This window comes from Mesorhizobium sp. WSM4822 (assembly GCF_055811155.1).
In genome coordinates this window covers 209908-228665 of the sequence record NZ_JBVVQM010000014.1, presented here as the reverse complement: position 1 = coordinate 228665, position 18758 = coordinate 209908, and the positions used below count along the sequence as shown (strand labels likewise).

The 18758-nt window shown below is 63.3% G+C and carries 12 protein-coding genes; 2 read left to right on the top strand and 10 right to left on the bottom strand.

What is annotated here, in order from left to right; all coding sequences use genetic code 11:
* The first annotated feature begins 453 nt into the window (after positions 1-453).
* Positions 454-2421 carry a M23 family metallopeptidase gene (locus AC0L3E_RS28375; protein WP_164748944.1) on the top strand — a complete coding sequence of 656 codons (1968 nt, stop codon included), beginning with the start codon at positions 454-456 and terminating at the stop codon, positions 2419-2421.
* Between the two features lie 6 nt (positions 2422-2427).
* Here AC0L3E_RS28375 and AC0L3E_RS28370 read toward each other — a convergent pair whose 3' ends face one another.
* The 9 genes from AC0L3E_RS28370 to AC0L3E_RS28330 form a co-directional block, all read right to left on the bottom strand.
* The gene (locus AC0L3E_RS28370; protein ID WP_127809236.1) at positions 2428-3987 is read right to left on the bottom strand and encodes an MFS transporter; all 1560 of its coding nucleotides are present in this window, start codon (positions 3985-3987) and stop codon (positions 2428-2430) included.
* A gap of 221 nt (positions 3988-4208) precedes the next feature.
* Positions 4209-5714 carry a L,D-transpeptidase family protein gene (locus AC0L3E_RS28365; RefSeq protein WP_473606137.1) on the bottom strand — a complete coding sequence of 502 codons (1506 nt, stop codon included), beginning with the start codon at positions 5712-5714 and terminating at the stop codon, positions 4209-4211.
* 148 nt (positions 5715-5862) lie between these two features.
* On the bottom strand, positions 5863-6228 hold the full coding sequence (locus tag AC0L3E_RS28360) for an MmcQ/YjbR family DNA-binding protein (RefSeq protein WP_127322773.1): 366 nt from the start codon (positions 6226-6228) through the stop codon (positions 5863-5865).
* Between the two features lie 115 nt (positions 6229-6343).
* Positions 6344-8950: an ATP-dependent chaperone ClpB gene (gene clpB / locus AC0L3E_RS28355; RefSeq protein ID WP_473606133.1), complete on the bottom strand. Its 2607-nt coding sequence runs from the start codon at positions 8948-8950 to the stop codon at positions 6344-6346.
* 220 nt (positions 8951-9170) lie between these two features.
* Positions 9171-10118: a DUF4167 domain-containing protein gene (locus AC0L3E_RS28350; RefSeq protein WP_473606132.1), complete on the bottom strand. Its 948-nt coding sequence runs from the start codon at positions 10116-10118 to the stop codon at positions 9171-9173.
* A gap of 303 nt (positions 10119-10421) precedes the next feature.
* Positions 10422-11294, bottom strand: coding sequence for a peptide chain release factor N(5)-glutamine methyltransferase (prmC, locus tag AC0L3E_RS28345; RefSeq protein ID WP_473606131.1), 873 nt, complete (start codon positions 11292-11294; stop codon positions 10422-10424).
* The gene (gene prfA / locus AC0L3E_RS28340) at positions 11287-12366 is read right to left on the bottom strand and encodes a peptide chain release factor 1 (RefSeq protein WP_127266723.1); all 1080 of its coding nucleotides are present in this window, start codon (positions 12364-12366) and stop codon (positions 11287-11289) included. The genes prmC and prfA overlap by 8 nt, the downstream gene beginning before the upstream one ends.
* Positions 12367-12376: 10 nt before the next feature.
* The gene (ptsP, locus tag AC0L3E_RS28335; RefSeq protein ID WP_292334177.1) at positions 12377-14647 is read right to left on the bottom strand and encodes a phosphoenolpyruvate--protein phosphotransferase; all 2271 of its coding nucleotides are present in this window, start codon (positions 14645-14647) and stop codon (positions 12377-12379) included.
* Positions 14648-14730: 83 nt separating this feature from the next.
* Positions 14731-15984 (bottom strand): aspartate kinase, encoded by a 1254-nt coding sequence (locus AC0L3E_RS28330; protein ID WP_013529459.1) that lies wholly within the window; start codon positions 15982-15984, stop codon positions 14731-14733.
* A gap of 258 nt (positions 15985-16242) precedes the next feature.
* Between AC0L3E_RS28330 and AC0L3E_RS28325 the strand changes: the two genes are divergently transcribed.
* Positions 16243-18099: a CHASE3 domain-containing protein gene (locus AC0L3E_RS28325; protein WP_473606130.1), complete on the top strand. Its 1857-nt coding sequence runs from the start codon at positions 16243-16245 to the stop codon at positions 18097-18099.
* Between the two features lie 11 nt (positions 18100-18110).
* Here the strand turns inward: AC0L3E_RS28325 and AC0L3E_RS28320 are convergent, their stop codons facing one another.
* A complete protein-coding gene (locus AC0L3E_RS28320; RefSeq protein WP_127379977.1) occupies positions 18111-18680 on the bottom strand; it encodes a putative glycolipid-binding domain-containing protein in 570 nt (189 codons plus the stop codon).
* Positions 18681-18758 lie beyond the last annotated feature (78 nt).

Here is an 18758-nt window from a genome sequence, read left to right as displayed (position 1 = left end):
CGGCGAGCCGCCCTCGTTCGTGAGGCGTATATAGTCGCCACCAACGACAACTGTCAACACACATCGACAATGTTTTTGAAGTTTTTGCGACAGAAATTTCGGACCCGATCTGCCGATAGCCGACTGCCCCAGGGGAACGCTGGCAATACCGATTGGACGGCAGGGAAGGAGCCCTATTGCCGCCGCATTGCCGTTCGACACCAAAGCTAACGAAAGTGGGCGCCGCCGACGGAGCAGCGCCTGTCTTACGAGCCCTCTATATAGGAGTGTGCGATGGGCCTTGCAGAGAAGGTACACCGCCCCGCCTGGTAGAGCGCTCTATAAGAGAAGTGCTTGGGGGCAATTCGTTCGGAGCCTGGCGCTTCGTTGACTTCACCTGCCATGACAGGCAAATGTCACGGCCACAACAAAAGCGACAAGCCGTTCCGCCCGGGGAAGAAGCAGCCTTTCTGGATGCCAGACACGGAAGATGTCATAGCCGAACTCGGCAACGAGCCGCCGCTTATCGCGGATGGCCGCAGCGGCCCGCCCGACCGGCGCGAGGTTTCTGCACGCTGGCTGTCGGGAACATTTCTCACTGGCGTCACCTCAAGCGTGCTGATGGGCGTGGCGCTGTTCGCCGCCCTTGACGGCCGCCAGCAACTGGCCACCCCACCCGAGATCGCCGAGTTGATCAGCCTTGCCGGCAACGGGGATTCCGGCGAAGTCGCCAAGACCACCAGGCTGGTGGCGCCGCGTCAGATCGCAAAGGCCAAGGACCGCCGCCGCATGGAAGTGTCGATGGTCACCAAGGTCGGCGACCGCGACGTCATCCACACCATGCCTTTCGTCCAGATCAAGATGGCCCTTGCCGCCGGCCACACCACCAGCCGCGCCTACCCACCCTTCGACCCGATGCAGGTGTTCGGCGACGACAGCGACGACAATGCCCAGCCGGCGACGGCCTCTGCCGCTTCCGGCCAGATCTACGGCGCCAAGGTCGAAAGCGAGATGAGCCTGAAGACGGTCGATTTTCCGATCGAAACAGCTTCCTTCGACGAAAAGAGCGACCTCTCCGCCGACGAGGTGGAAAAAGTGGTGCGCGAAGCCGGCACCGACCTCAGCGACGGCGCCGTGCAGGTCGCTTCACTTCACTATGTCGACCCGCAGCGATTCGGCGAAGCTTTTGCCGAGAGCATGGCGGGCTCCTACGACGTCAAGATCGTGCCGGAAAATGTCTCGGTGGCGCCCCGTGCCACTGTTGACGACCAGGCGCCGGCTTTCGCCGAGGAAATCATCCCCTTCACCAAGGATCTCGACGTCACCGAGGCTTTTGCCAATTCGGGCTACACGGGTGAAGATGCCACCGGAATGGCCGAAGCTATCGCCAAGTTGCTCAACGCAACAGCGCTCAAAGCTGGAACCGTGCTGCGTGTCGGCCTCGAAGTTCACGGCGATGCCGCCAAGGTCGTGCGCACCAGCGTCTATGACCGGACCCAGCACATCGTCACCATCGCGCTCAACGATCGCGGCCAGTATGTGCCGGCGCAGGAACCGGATCCGAACCCCGAATTGCTGACGGCCTTCGATGATTCGTCGGCGCCCGTGGTGGTGCGCGGCAACCTGCCCAACGTCTATGACGGCATCTACCGCGCCGCCTATTCCTACGGCATGTCCAAGGCGATGACGCAGCGGTTGATCAAGTTGCTGGCGTCCGACGTCGACTTCCAATCCCGCCTCAGCCCCGCCGACCGCATCGAAGTCCTGTTCTCGCAGCCCGACGGTGACGACCAGACCTCGGACAGCTCCGAGCTTCTTTACGTCTCGGCGACGTTCGGCGGCCAGACCCGCAACTTCTACCGCTTCCAGATGCAGGACGGCGGCACCGATTATTTTGATGAGGACGGCTCGAGCGCCGAGCAGTTCCTGTTGCGCAATCCCCTGCCCGCCGGGAAATTCCGCTCCGGTTTCGGCGCCCGCAGGCATCCGATCCTCGGCTATGTCCGCATGCACACCGGCGTCGATTGGTCCGCGCCGATCGGCACGCCGATCATCGCCGCCGGCAACGGCACGGTCGAGAAGGTCGGCTGGGCCGGCGGCTACGGCAAGCAGATCATCATCCGCCATGCCAATGGCTATGAGACATCATACAATCACCAGAGCGCCTTTGCCAAAGGCATCGAACCGGGCGTGCACGTCCGCCAGGGCCAGACCATCGGCTTCCTCGGCCAGACCGGCCTCGCCACCGGCCCGCATCTTCACTACGAGCTGATCGTCAACGGCACCAAGGTTGATCCGATGCGTGTCCGCCTGCCGGTCGGCAAGGTGCTGAAGGGCGATGACCTCGTCGCCTTCAAGCGCGAGCGCGAGCGCATCGACGAACTGCTGAAGCAGGAAGACAGCGATTCGCTGAAGGTTGCGAGCGCCAAGATCGACGGTTGACCCGCTTCAGCCTTGCCGATCTTCGGCCTGTCGCGGCCATGGCAATCGCTCACCGGGAATGGTCGTCCAGGCGATGACAGCCGCAATCAGGCAAAGCAGCGCGGTCACCGAAGAAACCGCGGCAAAAGCGGCATCGCTAGCGGCGAGCCTCGCCGCATCGATGGCCGGCGCAAGCCCGGCTGGCGCCGGTTCACCAAATCCTGGGATGGCGGACGTTGCGCTCGCGTCCAGCGCATTCGCGTAAACCCATGCGGCAAGCGAGCCCATCGCCGCCACCGCGATCAGACCGCCGATGCGTGAGACGGCATTGTTGATGCCGGAGGCGGCCCCCGTGTCCTTGTCTTCCACCGCCGTCATGATCGCGGTCGACAAAGGCGACACGACCAGAGCCATGCCGAGCCCCATCAGCGCCATCAGCGGGAATATTCCAATCCAGAAATTGTGGATACCGGCGTAGGTGAGCAAGGCCAGCCCGGCAAACGCGAAAGCCACGACCAAGCTGCCGCAGGCGATCGGAAAACGGGGTCCGATCCGGTCCGAAAGCTTGCCGACCGGTCCCGACAAAAGCGCGATCAATGCCGACAAGGGCAGGAAGATGAAGCCGACCTCGGCCGTGCTCAGATCCCAGCCGGCGATCAGCAGCATCGGCAGATAGAAAAGGTTGGCCGATAGCGCAAAATAGAGGAAGAATGTCGCCACATTGGCGCCGGCGAAAGCACCGACGCGAAACAGGCTGAGGTCGATCATCGGCTCGCGCTGCCGAAGCTCGAAAACGATGAAGACAGCCAGCAGTACGACGCCTGCGGCAATGCTCGGCCCTGCCATGAGGCCCTCGCCGCTGGCGCTCATCGAGGTCAGCCCATAGGCAAGCGCGCCGAAGGCCAATGTCGCGAGCGCTGCACCACCGAGATCCAGGCTGCGTTTCTCCGTCGGCGTATCGGCAGGAACCTTGGCCAGCAGAAGCCAGATCGAGATCAAGCCCAGCGGCAGGTTGATGGCGAAGATCGCCCGCCAGATGCCGTCGCCGAAGGCCGACAGCACGAAACCGCCGAACACCGGGCCAAGTGCCGTGGTCAGCGCTGAAGCCGCCGCCCAGATCCCAATCGCGCGGCCGCGTTCTTTCTTCGGGTAGGCCTTGGCGATGATGGCGAGGCTGCCGGGCACCATGATTGCCGCACCGATGCCCTGCAACGCGCGAAATGCGATCAGCACAATGGCATTCGGCGCCAGCGCACAGGCCAGCGAAGCGACGATGAACAGCGCAATGCCGGACACGAAGGCGCGGCGCAGACCGAATCGGTCGCCGGCGGCACCCCCGGCCAGGATCAGCGCCGACAGCGTCAATGCATAGGCATTGGAAATCCACTGCGCCTCGGCAAGGCTGGCGCCGAGGTTGACGCGAATCGCCGGTGTGGCGATGGCCAGGATCGAGCCGTCTATGAAGCCGAGCGCCGAGGCCAGAATTGCCGCGATCAGCACAAATCGCCGCTGCGACTGCGGACAAAACGTTCCATGCGTGACCGGGCTGGTCAGCGGGACCGCGGCAGCTTTGCTCGGTGAATGCATGAAACCTTGCTTAAACCCCTAGCGCATCGGCAACAACCGGCCAGTGGCTTGCAGTCATTGAAACCAGCCGTTTGGCCAGGGTTGCACCCTGACAGGGTGCAAATGGCACAGTCATGCCAGCCCCGTTACGTGCAGCCGGCGGGGATTTCGATGAGGCGGCCGCTTGAAAGCTCGGCTTCATCCTGATCATGCAGCTGGTCTATGCCGCCGCTCTTCCCAGTTCACTGCTGCGCAAGGTTATCGGCTGAAGGTCCGCCGACAAACTCCACCGTGACACCCGGCGAAACCAGCTTGGCCAACTCCCGCGCATCCCAGTTGGTCAGGCGTACGCAGCCATGGCTTTCGGTCTTGCCGATCTTCGACGGATCCGGCGTGCCGTGGATGCCATAGGTCGGCTTGTCCAGGGCGATCCAGACCGAGCCGACGGGACCGTTCGGGCCCGGCGGAATGGTCAGGACTTTGTCGTTCTGGCCCTGCTTGAAATTGATGCTGGGATTGTAGGTGTAGTTCGGATCGAGCGCGACGCGCGACACCGTGTGAATGCCGGACGGTGACGGCGTGTCCGATGAGCCGATGGTTGCGGGATAGGCCGCGACCAGTCTGCCGCCGGCATCATAGGCGAAAACCTCTTTCTTGTCCTTGTCGGCGACGATGCGGGCCACCGGCGTCGAAACCAGTTTGCCGAAATTGGCGACCTTGATGGTCGTGCCGGGACGATTGAAATCGAGGTCCGGGTTAAGCGCTTTGAGATAATTCTCGTCCATGTGGAAGCGCTCTGCGAGCGCCTCGGTCACCGACGTATAGCCCATGCGATCGAGTTGCGCCTTCTGGCTATAGTCTTCCGGGATCGACGCGACATAGGGACCGGCCGCATCCTCCGCTGTGATCGTGTAGTTGGCGAAGGCATCGCCGCCGGATTGCGCAAGTGCCGCCTGGATGGCGACCGCGTCGGTCGATCGCAGATTGGCGCCGGTGATCTGGTTGTAGGCAGCGAGCGCCTTGTCGACATTCGAACCGAAACGCCCGTCGATGACGCCAGGCGAAGCGCCACCCCGGTCTAGCAGCACCTGAAGGGCGGCGACATCCTGGCGCGCTCCCAGCGAAAGTGCCGGGGCAACAGTGGTCTTGCCCCCAGCCTTTGGCGGCAGTGCCGCCTGATCGGCTGACGTCGCCGGCTGGGCAGGGTCAATCGAGGCTTCGTTCAGCGGCTGGCGCTTGATGGTGCCCGGCTTCGCCGGCTGCGGCGCGTCGGGATAATTGTCGTCGTAGCTGCCATCGTCCTGCGGTGCGGGAGGATAGGCTTCGACGGAATTGTCCCCATAGGGATCGTACTCGTCCGCCGGCGGCGGGATAACGCGGCCTTCCTCTTCCAACTGCTGGCGCCGGAACCGCGCCATGTCTTCCGGATCGTCGAGATAGTAGCGGTCGTCGCCGTCGGGGGCGCGGCCCAGTTCGCGCAGTCGTGTCTCGCGGCGCAAGGCGCGGCGGTCGAGCCGGGTCTGCGGCGGCTGGATGGCGATGACCTTGCCGGTATCGGCATCGACGATCACGCGGTTGCCCCTGGCGTCGTAGTAGATGTCGAGATTGCCGTCCTGGGCGACAAGGATGCCACCGGTATCGCCGACACGGACAATCGGTGGTGCGCTGTCCTGCGTCGGGGCTGCGATTGCATTGGCAGACAAAAGCCCGCCGGCAAGTACCGAAAGGGTGAAGATCGTACGCAGCATAGTGGCGAAACTCTCCGGTCCGTAATTGCCGCCGCCCGGCATTGTTCTCTGGCGAAGCCCCTCGTCAGCAAACCAGTTACCCACCATATGGTTCCAACATGAACCGGGCATGAAGATGGCGGTTTTCCAGCGCCTCGAGGAATATAGACTAGCTTGCGGCAAGTCCCAATTCCTTGCGCGCCTGCCTGGTCAGTTTCAGGGCTACAAGGCGATGGCTCTCGCGCAGATAATCCTTCAGCGCGGCATCATCCATGCTCTGGCTTGTCCGACGCTGGATCCATGTCATACCGCGCGAGGCAAGATAGGGCGCGGGCCGCAGGCCCGGCTGCTCCTTGAGCACATCATAGGCGATATCGGAACATTTGAAGGTGACGAAGAGCTGCTGGCCCTGATCCCAGCCGCCAACCGCGAAGACCTTGTTTCCGACTTTCCAGACATGGGCGCCACCCCATTGGACAACGTGACTCGTCGCGGGCAGCGAGGCGCAGAAGCCGTTGTAGTCGTCCAGCGTCATCCCGCCCCCCTTTTTTGCGCACGTCGCCCAAAACTGGCCCCGGTTTGGGGAAAACGACATGCATATGACAAAGACCTAAAACGCCGCGGGTCCGGGAAGGACGCGCGGCGTAGGATCAGGCTGCCACTTCCGCCGCGACGATCGCCGGCTTCGAGCGGAAGTTCAGCCGGTCGGAACCGGCTGTCACCTTGACGGTCGAGCCGTCGAGGATGTCGCCGAGCAGGATCTTCTCCGCCAGCGAGTCCTGCAATTCCTTCTGCATCACCCGCTTCAGCGGCCGCGCGCCATAGGCCGGATCGTAGCCCTTGGCCGCCAGCCAGTCGACCGCCTCCTGGTCCAGCGACAGCGTGATCTTGCGGTCGACAAGCAGGCTCTCCAGCCGCTTGAGCTGGATCTCGACGATGCGGCCCATATCCTGCCGGCGCAGCCGGTGGAACAGGATCACCTCGTCGACGCGATTGAGGAACTCCGGCCGGAACGACGCCCTGACAACACCCATCACCTCGTCGCGAACCAGATCGACGTCCTGATCCTCGGTGAGATTGACGAGATATTCGGCGCCCAGGTTCGACGTCATGATGATCAGCGTGTTGCGGAAGTCGACCGTGCGGCCCTGCCCGTCGGTCAGGCGGCCGTCATCGAGCACCTGCAACAGCACGTTGAACACATCGGGATGCGCCTTCTCGATCTCGTCGAACAGCACGACCTGATAAGGCCGGCGCCGCACCGCTTCGGTCAACGCGCCGCCTTCCTCATAGCCGACATAGCCGGGAGGTGCGCCGATCAGCCGGGCGACCGAGTGCTTTTCCATGAACTCCGACATGTCGATGCGCACCATCGCGCCCTCGTCATCGAACAGGAAGCTTGCCAGCGCCTTGGTCAGTTCGGTCTTGCCGACGCCCGTCGGCCCGAGGAACATGAACGAGCCGATCGGCCGGTTCGGGTCCTGCAGGCCCGCGCGAGCGCGCCGCACCGCTTTGGAAACAGCCTGCACCGCCTCGCCCTGGCCGACGACACGCTTGCCGATCTCGTCTTCCATGCGCAGCAGCTTGTCGCGCTCGCCCTGCAGCATCTTGTCGACCGGAATGCCGGTCCAGCGCGAGACGATATGGGCCACGTGATCCGGCGTGACCACCTCTTCGACCATGCCGGCCTTGCCGTCCTGGGTTTCGGCCTCCTTCAGCTTCTTTTCCAGTTCCGGGATCTTGCCATAGGCAAGCTCGCCGGCGCGCTGGAATTCACCCTTGCGCTGCGCAATGGCGAGCTCGTTGCGCGCCTCGTCAAGCTGCTTCTTCAGATCGGCGGCCAGCCCGAGCTTCTGCTTCTCGGCCTGCCATTTGGCGGTGATCTCGGTCGATTCCTCCTCGAGGCCGACGAGTTCCTTTTCCAGGCGGGCAAGCCGATCCTTCGAGGCGTCGTCTGTCTCGACCTTGAGCGCCTCGCGTTCGATCTTGAGCTGCATGATGCGGCGATCGATCTCGTCCAGCGCCTCGGGCTTGGAATCGACCTGCATGCGCAGCCGCGATGCGGCTTCGTCGACCAGATCGATCGCCTTGTCCGGCAGGAAGCGATGGGCGATGTAGCGGTTGGACAGCGTCGCCGCCGCCACCAGCGCCGAATCCGAAATGCGCACCTTGTGGTGCTGCTCGTACTTCTCCTTCAGGCCGCGCAGGATCGAGACGGTGTCTTCCACCGTCGGCTCGTCGACGAACACCGGCTGGAAGCGGCGGGCAAGCGCTGCATCCTTCTCGACATGCTTGCGATACTCATCGAGCGTGGTGGCGCCGACGCAGTGCAGCTCGCCGCGCGCCAGCGCCGGCTTCAGAAGGTTCGACGCATCCATGGCGCCATCCGCCTTGCCGGCACCGACCAGGGTGTGCATCTCATCGATGAACAGGATGATGTTGCCGCTGGCCGAGGTGACTTCGGAGAGCACGGCCTTCAGCCGCTCCTCGAACTCGCCGCGATATTTGGCGCCGGCAATCAGCGCGCCCATGTCGAGCGCCATCAATTGCTTGTCCTTCAGCGATTCCGGCACGTCGCCATTGACGATGCGCAGCGCCAGGCCTTCGGCGATCGCCGTCTTGCCGACGCCCGGTTCGCCGATCAGCACCGGATTGTTCTTGGTGCGGCGCGACAGCACCTGAATGGTGCGGCGGATCTCGTCGTCACGGCCGATCACGGGGTCCAGCTTGCCGGCACGGGCATCCGCGGTCAGGTCGCGCGCGTATTTCTTCAGCGCGTCGTAGCCCTGTTCGGCACTCGCCGAATCGGCGGTGCGGCCCTTGCGGACGTCATTGATGACCTGGTTGAGCGCCTGCGGGGTGACGCCGGCCTTGGCCAGTATGTCGGCGGTCTTGGCCGACTTCTCCATGGCCAGCGCCTGCAAGAGCCGCTCCACCGTGACAAAGCTGTCGCCGGCTTTCTTGGCCAGTTCCTCGGCGGTCGAAAACGCTTTTGCCAGCGGCTGGGCCAGATAGAGCTGGCCATTGCCGCCCTCGACCTTGGGCATCGCTTCGAGCGCCGTCTCGACGCCAAGCTTGACGTCGCGAACGTTGCCGCCGGCGCGTTCGATCAGCGACGCGGCCAGGCCCTCATCGTCGTCGACGAGCACTTTCAGGATATGCTCAGGGGTGAATTGCTGATGGTTGCGGGAAAGCGCCATAGTCTGCGCGGACTGGATAAAACCGCGCACGCGCTCTGAGTATTTCTCAAGGTTCATATCTGTCTCCTTCCATCACCGGCCCGCTTTGCGGCACCGGATCCGATTGCGGTGACGGACCCTCCCATTCGAGCCGGGTCCAGTTGAGGCTGATATGGTGCACAAGCTCCGAACCCTCAAGACGTCTCGATATCGGCAACTTCATAATATTGCACGGCCGCCCAAACGAAAACGGCGGAGATTTCTCTCCGCCGTTCAAATGCCTTGAAATGCCGTTCGATCAGTTGTCGATATCGACATTGACCGGTTGGGCGTTGCCGCTGTCGACCGGGGCCGCAGCCGCCTCGCCGGCGTCGGCCACGGAATTGGCATTGTCACTAGCGCCATCAACCTGATCGGCGTTGACGCGCGGGCGGCGCGGACGACGCGGACGACGGGCAGCCCCGCTTTCGGCGGCCGCCTCGTTGAGTTCGGCCTGGGCCGCAAGGCCTGCCGGCGAAAGATTCTCGAACGACGGAGCCGGTTCGGCCGCAGCAACGGATTCGGTCGGCGCGGCGGCTTCGGCCTCGCTCAGAGCCTCGTTGCGCTGGGGCTGGCCAGCTTGCTCGGCGGACGATGCATAGTCGCGCTGGCCGTTCTGGCCGTAACCGCCATTGGGGCGACGATCGCGATGGCGCCCGCCATTGTTGTCGCGGCCACCATTGTTGCGCCCGCCATTATTATCACGGGCCTCGCGGCCACCTTCCCGGTTGAGCGCAACCTCGGCCGGCGTCCCTTCGATGACCGGCTGCGGGCCGGCGCCATGGTTGATCACCGGGATCTGGGCATCGGAAACAGTGTTGCTGTTGTTGCCGCCATTGTCGAAATCGTCGCGGTCCTCGTCGCCGTCATCGTCGAAATCATCACGATTCTGCTGCGCGTTCTGGATCGGCATCTGCGCCTGTGCGGCCGCGATGATGCGATTGTAGTGCTCGGCGTGCTGGAGATAGTTCTCCGCCATGACCCGGTCGCCGGAGCTGTGAGAATCGCGGGCAAGGGTGGCGTACTTTTCGGCGATCTGCTGAGCCGAACCGCGGATCTTCACATCCGGGCCATTGCTCTCGTAGTTGCGCGTCAGGGGATTAGGCCCCTTGCGGTTGTTGTTGTTATTGTTGTTGTTATTGTTACCACCGCCGCCGCCATTATTATTGCGACCGCGCATGCGCCTGTTCTGCTGTTGTGGCCTCATCAAACTCTCTTCATTTTGAAATTTTCGAAAAACTCTTCACGAACGGAGGCGCTCATGCAGCCAGCCGTTTCGTCTCTTCACCGGCGTTCGCCCGCATCGATTGCGTTGGCGCCACGTGCCATCCTGTTCCGGTTACATCACTTGCCGGACGATTCCCGCACGAAGCTTGGGCATCGTTTGCGCAAGAAGGCAGCTATTTCCAAGGAAAACCGAATCGCTAAGAGCACTGCCTGCTTCGTCTCATCCGGTTAAGGCGACCCTAGCCGCATTCCCCGGCATTGCCAAGCGCTTTTTTGCACTGCGTCAAGGCTTTATCCTTTCAAAGACAATAACCCTGTCGTTTCCGCCGAGGTCACGAAAAGCACCGCCCGACACGTAGCCGGCTACAGCGAATATCTCGCAGACCTCGTTGCGTTGCGTATGGCCGATCTCGACCGCAATCCTGCCTTCAGTTTCCAAAAACCTTGCCGCTTCCGCAGCGATGGTTCTGTAGGGGTTCAGACCGTCCGCGCCGCCATCCAGGGCCAGGCGCGGGTCGAAATTGCGGACTTCGTCCTGCAGATTTCCAATGTCTTCGGTGGTTATATAGGGAGGGTTTGCGGCGATTACATGGTACCGGCCGAAAACTTTTTCGAACCAGTCCGACTGCAGCGCCGTGAACCGGTCTGCAAGACCCAGTTTCCCGGCATTACTGGCCGCCGTCGCCAGCGCACCTGCGGACAGATCGACGCCGGTTGCGCTAGCCGTCGGTACGACGCTGAGCAGCGCCAGCGCAATGGCGCCGGTGCCGGTGCCAAGATCGAGGATGCGGCACCCGCCTTCCCGCGCCGCAACTGCCTTGACGAAGGGCAATATCGCCTCGACCAGCGTTTCGGTATCCGGCCGCGGCTCCAGCGTTTCCGGCGACAGCGACAGGCGCAAACCGTAGAATTCACGATAGCCGAGGATGCGATGCACCGGTTCGCCGCCAGCGCGGCGTCTCAGGGCGGCATCGATTTCGGCAACAATGCCGGCGCCGAGCCTGCGTTCAGGGTCCGCAATGGCTTGCGTGCGCGTCGTGCCCGAAAAATGCTCGACGATCAGCCGCGCATCGAGCGCCGGGTCGTCGACAGTGGTGCCAAGCCGAGCCCGCGCTTCCCGCAGCATCGGGCCGAGTGCGTCGGGCAGGTCAGTCATCGATGCCGATGTCGGCGAGCAATTTCGACTGGTGATCGGCAATCAGCGCGTTGATGATCTCGTCGAGTTCACCCATCATCACCCGGTCGAGCTTGTAGAGCGTCAAATTGATGCGATGGTCGGTGACGCGGCCTTGCGGGAAATTATAGGTGCGGATGCGCTCCGAGCGATCGCCGGAGCCGACCTGCGACTTGCGCGATTCGGAACGCTCCTCGTCGGCCTTGCCGCGTTCCAGATCATAGAGCCGGGCACGCAGGATCTGCATGGCCTTGGCGCGGTTCTGATGCTGCGATTTCTCCGCCTGCACGACCATGATGCCGGTCGGCAGATGGGTGATGCGGACGGCCGAATCGGTGGTGTTGACGTGCTGGCCGCCCGAACCCGAGGCGCGCATCGTGTCGATGCGGATGTCTTCGGCCCTGATGTCGATGTCGACCTCTTCGGCTTCGGGCAGCACCGCGACGGTTGCGGCCGAGGTGTGGATGCGCCCGCTGGCCTCCGTTGCCGGCACGCGCTGCACGCGGTGCACGCCGGATTCGAATTTCAGATGCGCAAAGACGCCCTTGCCCGACACGGTGGCGATGATTTCCTTGAAGCCGCCGGCGTCGCCATCGCTGGCCGAGGCGGTTTCGAAACGCCAGCCGCGTTCGGCGGCGTAGCGCTCATACATGCGAAACAGATCGCCGGCGAACAGCGCGGCCTCGTCACCGCCGGTGCCGGCGCGGATTTCGAGAATGGCGTTCTTGTCGTCGGCGGCATCCCTGGGCAACAGCAGGATCTGGATATCCTTCTGCAATGCCTCGATGCGCTCCTCGATCTCCGGCAACTCGGCCTCGGCGAGCGCCCGCATCTCGGCATCGGTGCCCTTGTCGGCAAGCATGGCTTCCAGATCGGCCTGTTCACGCTCGGCCAGGCGCAATGCCCTGACCTTGGCCACCATATCCTGGATTTCGGCATATTCGGACGCCATGCGCACATAGGCATCCGGCGCCGGACCAGCCGACATCTGCGCTTCGAGCATCTCGAAACGCTTGACGACTTGATCCATACGATCGCGGGGCAAATTGACCATGATGAGGCTGCTACAATGGGATCGAACGGTCGTCGGCAAAGGCCTGCAGCAGCGCCCGCATCGGCAAGCCCTGTGCCGGAGCCATCAGATTGTCGTCGAAAAACGCCTTCAACTCGTCCAGCGGCAGTTCCGTCAGCATCGCCTTGACCGGACCGATCGAGGCCGGCGACATCGAGATCGAACGGAAGCCGAGACCGACCAGCGCCATCGCCGAGATCGGCTTGCCGGCGAGTTCGCCGCACAGCGTCACCGGCGTATTGTTGCGGACGCCGGCATCGGCGATCTGCTTGAGCACGCGCAGGAACGGCGCCGACAGCGTGTCGAAGCGGTTTGCCAATTGCGTGTTGCCGCGGTCGACGGCCATGACGAACTGGAACAGGTCGTTCGAACCCACCGAGACGAAATCGACCGCCTTCATCAATTCATCGAGCTGGAACAATAGCGACGGAACTTCCAACATCGCCCCCAGCTTCAGGCTGGTCGGCAAATGATGGGCAAAGCGCGACAAATGCCGCACCTCGCGGTCGATGATCTCGCGTGCCTGGGCGATCTCGCCCAGCTCGGTCACCATCGGCAGCATCAGCTTCAATTCGCGGCCGCCGCTGGCCTTGAGCAAAGCGCGGATCTGGGTGCGCAACAACCCCGGCCGGTCAAGCGTCAGGCGAATCGCCCGCCAGCCAAGCGCCGGGTTCTCTTCCTGGATCGCACCTTTGAAATAGGGCAGCACCTTGTCGCCGCCAATGTCGATGGTGCGGAAAGTGACCGGCTTGCCGCGCGCCGCTTCGAGCACGTCGCGGTACAGCTTTTCCTGGGCTTCGGCCCGGGGAAATGTCGAGGCGACCATGAATTGCAATTCGGTGCGGAACAGGCCGATGCCGGCCGCACCTGCTTCGGCAAGCTGCGGCAGGTCGACGGCAAGACCGGCATTCATCAACAGGTCGACCTGGACACCGTCCCTGGTCGTCGACGGCTTCTTGCGCAGTTCGCGGTAGACCTCTTGCCGGCGCGCCCTGAAACGCACCTTTTCGGCATAAGCGGCTTCGAGATCGGGCTGCGGCCGCAAATGGATCACGCCCTCTTCGCCGTCGACGATGATGGCGTCGCCGTTTTCCGCCATGGAGACGGCGCCCTTCATCTGTCCGGCGACGGGAATGCCCATGGCGCGTGCGACGATGACGACGTGGCTGGTCGCGGCACCATCCTCGAGCACCAGCCCGCGCATCTTGTCGCGGGGATAATCGAGCAGCTCGGCGGCCCCCATCGAACGGGCAACGATGATGGCATCCTTCGGCAGCGATGCGGCGACATCTTCCGGCCCGCGCCCCATCAGCTGACGCAGCAGGCGGTTGGCGAGGTCGTCGAAATCGCTCATCCGCTCGCGCAGATAGGGATCGGTCATGTGCAGCATGCGGGCGCGCATGTCGCTCTGCACCTTTTCCACCGCCGCTTCGGCCGTCAGGCCGTTGCGGATGGCCTCTTCCAGCCGCCGCACCCAGCCGCGATCGTTGGCGAACATGCGATAGGCTTCCAGCACTTGGCGATGCTCGCCTTCGAAGGCGACGTCGCGGCGTTCCAGCATGTCGTCGATGGACAGCCTGAGCGAGCTGAGCGAGGTCTCGAGCCGGCGGACCTCTTCCTCGCTGTCTTCGTTGAACAGATTGGTGACGACGATGCGCGGCTCGTGCAGCACGACATGGCCGAGCCCGACGCCTTCATTGAAGGACAGGCCGGTGAAGCTGACAGGCCGGCGCAGATCGAGTTCAAGGCCGGGCCGGGTCAGCCGCGCCAGATCGCCGGTGGCGATCATCTCGGCGATCACCATCGCGGTGGTTTCCAGCGCCTCGACCTCGTCGTCGCGGTAGTGGCGCATGGTCTTGTTCTGCACCACAAGCACGCCCAGCGTGCGCCCTGCCCGCAGCACCGGCACGCCGAGGAACGAGTTGTAGATCTCTTCCCCGGTCTCCGGCAGATAGGCGAAGGCAGGGTGTTCCTGCGCATTGGACAGGTTGAGCGGCCGCGCGCTGGCGGCGATCGTGCCGACCAGGCCTTGGCCCAGCCGCAACTGCGCCAAATGGACGGCGTTCGGGTTCAGACCTTCGGTAGCGTAGAGTTCGAGCACCGAATCGGCGCGCAGCACATAGAGCGAGCAGACTTCCGCGACCATGTTGGAGGCGATGTCGCGCACGATCCGGTCAAGCCGCTCCTGCGGCTCCAGCGGCTCCTGCATGAGCTCGCGGAGCCGTTTGAGCAAAACGCGCGGGCCACTGGCCTGATCACGCATCGCGGCTTCTTCTCCAATGGGCATTCTGCCCGCCGCAGTTTCCACCGCGACCGGCGCACACGCAACAACTCAAATCGTTCTCGCTACTGCTTATCCAGACCGTAGACGGAATGCAAAGTACGAACCGCAAGTTCCGTATACGGACCGTCGATCAGGATCGAAATCTTGATCTCGGAGGTCGTGATGGCGCGGATGTTGATCGATTTGTCGGCCAGCGCCTTGAAGGCGGTGGCGGCGACGCCGGCATGGCTCCTCATGCCGATGCCGATGACCGAAACCTTCGACATGCCGGCTTCCGACTGCACGACATCGTAGCCGATCGAAGCCTTGAGGCGTTCAAGCACGGCCAGCGCCTTGTCGACATCGCCCGACGGCACGGTGAAGGTCATGTCGGTGAACTTGCCGTCCTCGGAAATGTTCTGGACGATCATGTCGACATTGATGTTGGCCTCGGCCAGCGGCCCGAAGATGCCGGCGGCAACGCCCGGCCGGTCGCCGACCCGGCGCAGCGAAATCTGCGCTTCATCCTTGGCGTAGGCAATTCCGGTGACGACCTGCTGTTCCACGATCTCTTCCTCGTCGCAAATGAGCGTTCCGGGCGGATTGAGCAAATCCCCCATTCCGGGCGCGTCGGGATCGTCGAAGGACGACCGCACGAAGGTACGCACCCTGTGCACCATGGCAAGCTCGACCGAACGCACCTGCAGAACCTTGGCGCCGAGCGAGGCCATTTCAAGCATTTCCTCGAACGATATCTTGGCCAGCCGCCGCGCCTTGGGCTCGATGCGCGGATCGGTGGTGTAGACCCCGTCGACGTCGGTATAGATGTCGCAGCGATCAGCCTTGACCGCCGCGGCGATGGCGACAGCACTGGTATCGGAGCCGCCGCGGCCGAGCGTGGCGATACGATTGTCCGGGCCGATGCCCTGGAACCCGGCGATCACCGCCACCTGGCCCTCGCCGAAGCGCTTGATCAGGAACGCGCCGTCGATATCGAGGATGCGCGCCGCTCCATGCGCATTGTCGGTCTTGATCGGGATCTGCCAGCCTTGCCAGGAGCGGGCGTGCACGCCCATGTTCTGCAAGGTGATGGCCAGAAGGCCGGCCGTGACCTGCTCGCCGGAAGCGACGACCGCGTCATATTCGCGTGCGTCATGCATCGGCGAGGCCTCACGCGTCCACCCGACCAGTTCATTGGTTTTCCCGGCCATCGCCGAAACGACCACCGCCACCTCATGGCCGGCGTCGACCTCGCGTTTGACGTGACGCGCCACGTTGCGGATGCGGGCGATGTCGGCGACCGAGGTTCCGCCGAATTTCATCACGATGCGCGCCATGGGAGCGAAATGCCTTTGCCTGAAGCCGGATCCCGGCCAAAAGCCGGAATCCCGAAAAGCGGAAGGCCGGCTGACGCCGGCCGCTGAATGCGCGGCCTCCTTAGCCAAATGATGAAGGTTTCGCAAGGCTGGCGGCCGATTGCCGGCTCCAGAAGCCGGCATATTGCCTTCCGCCCCGCCGCCGCTTACGAAATGCTGCCTGCGGGGAATTCTTTTGGTTCGGCATAACAGATGATGATTGCTCGTCTTCGACGTGCCATGCGATGGCAATCGCTCCCGCTTGTCGCCGGCTTCGCCGTGCTGGCGCTGATTGTCGGCAGCCGCGCCATGCTGGTCGAGGAACAGCGGGCCAACCGCGCCGCCGCGCGCGAGGCAATCGAATATCAGCAATTGCTTTCGGGTCTGCTTTCTCTGGCACAGGAAGCCGAGAACGGCCAGCGTGGCTACCTGCTGACCGGCGAGAAATCCTATCTCGAACCCTATCGGAGCGCTGTCGGCGCCATTCCGGGCCAACTTGCCCGCATCGACAGCTTGACCGCCCCCGACGACCAGCTCGTCCAGCCGATCAACCATATCAAGGACGCGCTTTCGCAAAAGCAGGCTGAACTGGCCGAGACGATTGCCCTGTACGACCAGGGCAATGCGACGAAAGCGCTGAATCTGATTCGCAGCGGCCAGGGCAAGGCCGTGATGGACGAAATCCGGACCGGCATGGATACGGTCCGACGCATCAGCGCCGCAGCCGTCGCCGCGCGCGACGCGCATACCGACCAGGTCGAGGCCTGGCTACGCATCGGTTCGCTGGCGGCGCTGCTGGCGATCTTCCTGCTTGCCGGCTACGCGATCAGGGAATCGCGCCGCCGCTTCCGCGAGGTTGCCGTTGCCCAGGATGAGCTGGTGCGCAAGAACGTGGCGCTGGGCAATGAGATCGAGACACGTGAAAAGGCCGAATCCCAGATCCGCCAGATGCACAAGATGGAGGCCGTCGGCCAGCTTACAGGTGGCATCGCCCACGACTTCAACAACATGCTGGCGGTGATCATCAGCGCCATGAACCTCGCCCAGCGCAAGCTGGCGCGCGGCGAGCACGACATCGCACAATTCATCGATGCGGCGATCGATGCCGCGACCCGCGCCGCCAATCTGACGGCCCGGCTGCTCGCCTTCTCGCGTCAGCAGCCGCTGGCGCCGCAGATCGTCGACGCTAACCGCCTGCTGACCGGGATGTCCGACCTGATCCGGCGGGCACTCGGCGAAACCATCCGCATCGAAACGGTGCTGGCGGGAGACTTGTGGAAAACCCATGCCGACCCGAGCCAGATCGAGAACGCCGTTCTCAACCTGGCCGTCAACGCCCGCGACGCCATGGGCGACGATGGCAAGCTGACCATCGAGACCGCCAACAGCCATCTCGACGACAGCTACGCCGCCGCCCATGCCGAAGTCGCGGCCGGCCAGTATGTGATGATCGCCGTCAGCGATACCGGTTCGGGCATGACCCCCGATGTCATCGCCAAGGCCTTCGAGCCCTTCTTCACCACCAAGGCGGTCAACAAGGGCACCGGCCTGGGGTTGAGCCAGGTGTTCGGCTTCGTCAAACAGTCGGGTGGGCATGTCAACATCTATTCCGAACCCGGCGAAGGCACGACGATCAAGATCTACTTGCCGCGGTATTTCGGCGCCGAAGAGCCGGCCATGACCACGGGGCGAGGCGACAACACCGCCGCACCGGTCACCGAAACGATCCTTGTCGTCGAGGATGATGCCCGCGTGCGGGTCTCCACGACTGAGGCCATACGCGAACTCGGATACACCGTCATTCATGCAGCGAGCGGCGAGGAAGCGTTGCAGAAACTGGCGGAGAACCCGAACGTCGCCCTGCTGTTCACCGACATCGTCATGCCCGTCATGAACGGCCGCAAGCTGGCGGAAGAGGCCGTTGCCCGCATGCCGCTGCTGAAGGTGATCTTCACCACCGGCTTCACCAGGAACGCGGTGGTCCACAACGGCGTGCTCGACCACGACGTGCATTTCCTCGCCAAGCCCTTCACCATCGAGCAACTGGCGGCGAAACTGCGTGACGTGCTCGGCACGACGCAGGTCGCAGCGGATTGATCACAATCGCTTCAGCCTGACGCAGCCGCACTTCTCCACAGGCCGGGATAATCGACAACGAAGCCGTGCGGCGAGACGTTGAGCGTCTCGTCATAGCCGAACACCGGCGCGGCATAGGCGTAGCGAACGGTGTCGAGACGCCGATAGCTCTGATCGAGGCGCACCAGGCTCAGTTCAGGGAAAGTCAGGTAGGCGGCCGGAGCAGGCGCCGCCTCGCCGATGCCTAGGTCGAACCGGCGGATCGCCAACAGGTTCGATGCCGGTGTGAAGCCAAGATCGACATCGACAAGGCCGTCGACACCCTGCTGGACTTCGCCGTTCAGCATCCACTGGCCGTTGGAATCGCGTTCGATCGCATAGTGCAGCTGGCGCGTGCCGAGAAAGCCTTCGATAAGCGCCGCCCGTGTGTGCCAGCCGGCATCGCAATTCACCTCGTAGGCGAGGCAGCACGGCTTGCCGTCCTGGATGAAGATGGCTTGTCCCTTGAGGCTGTGCCCGCCATCGTTCTGCGAAAGCAGACAGGCATCATGCCCCTCCACGTCCAGCCGATGCCAGAGGATCGAAGCCGTCATTGCTGTCATCGTCACCTCCTTCGAATTCAAAACGATGATGTATTCCTTCGCCCGCCAGGCCAATTGTGTTTCACCGCGGCGCGCTTC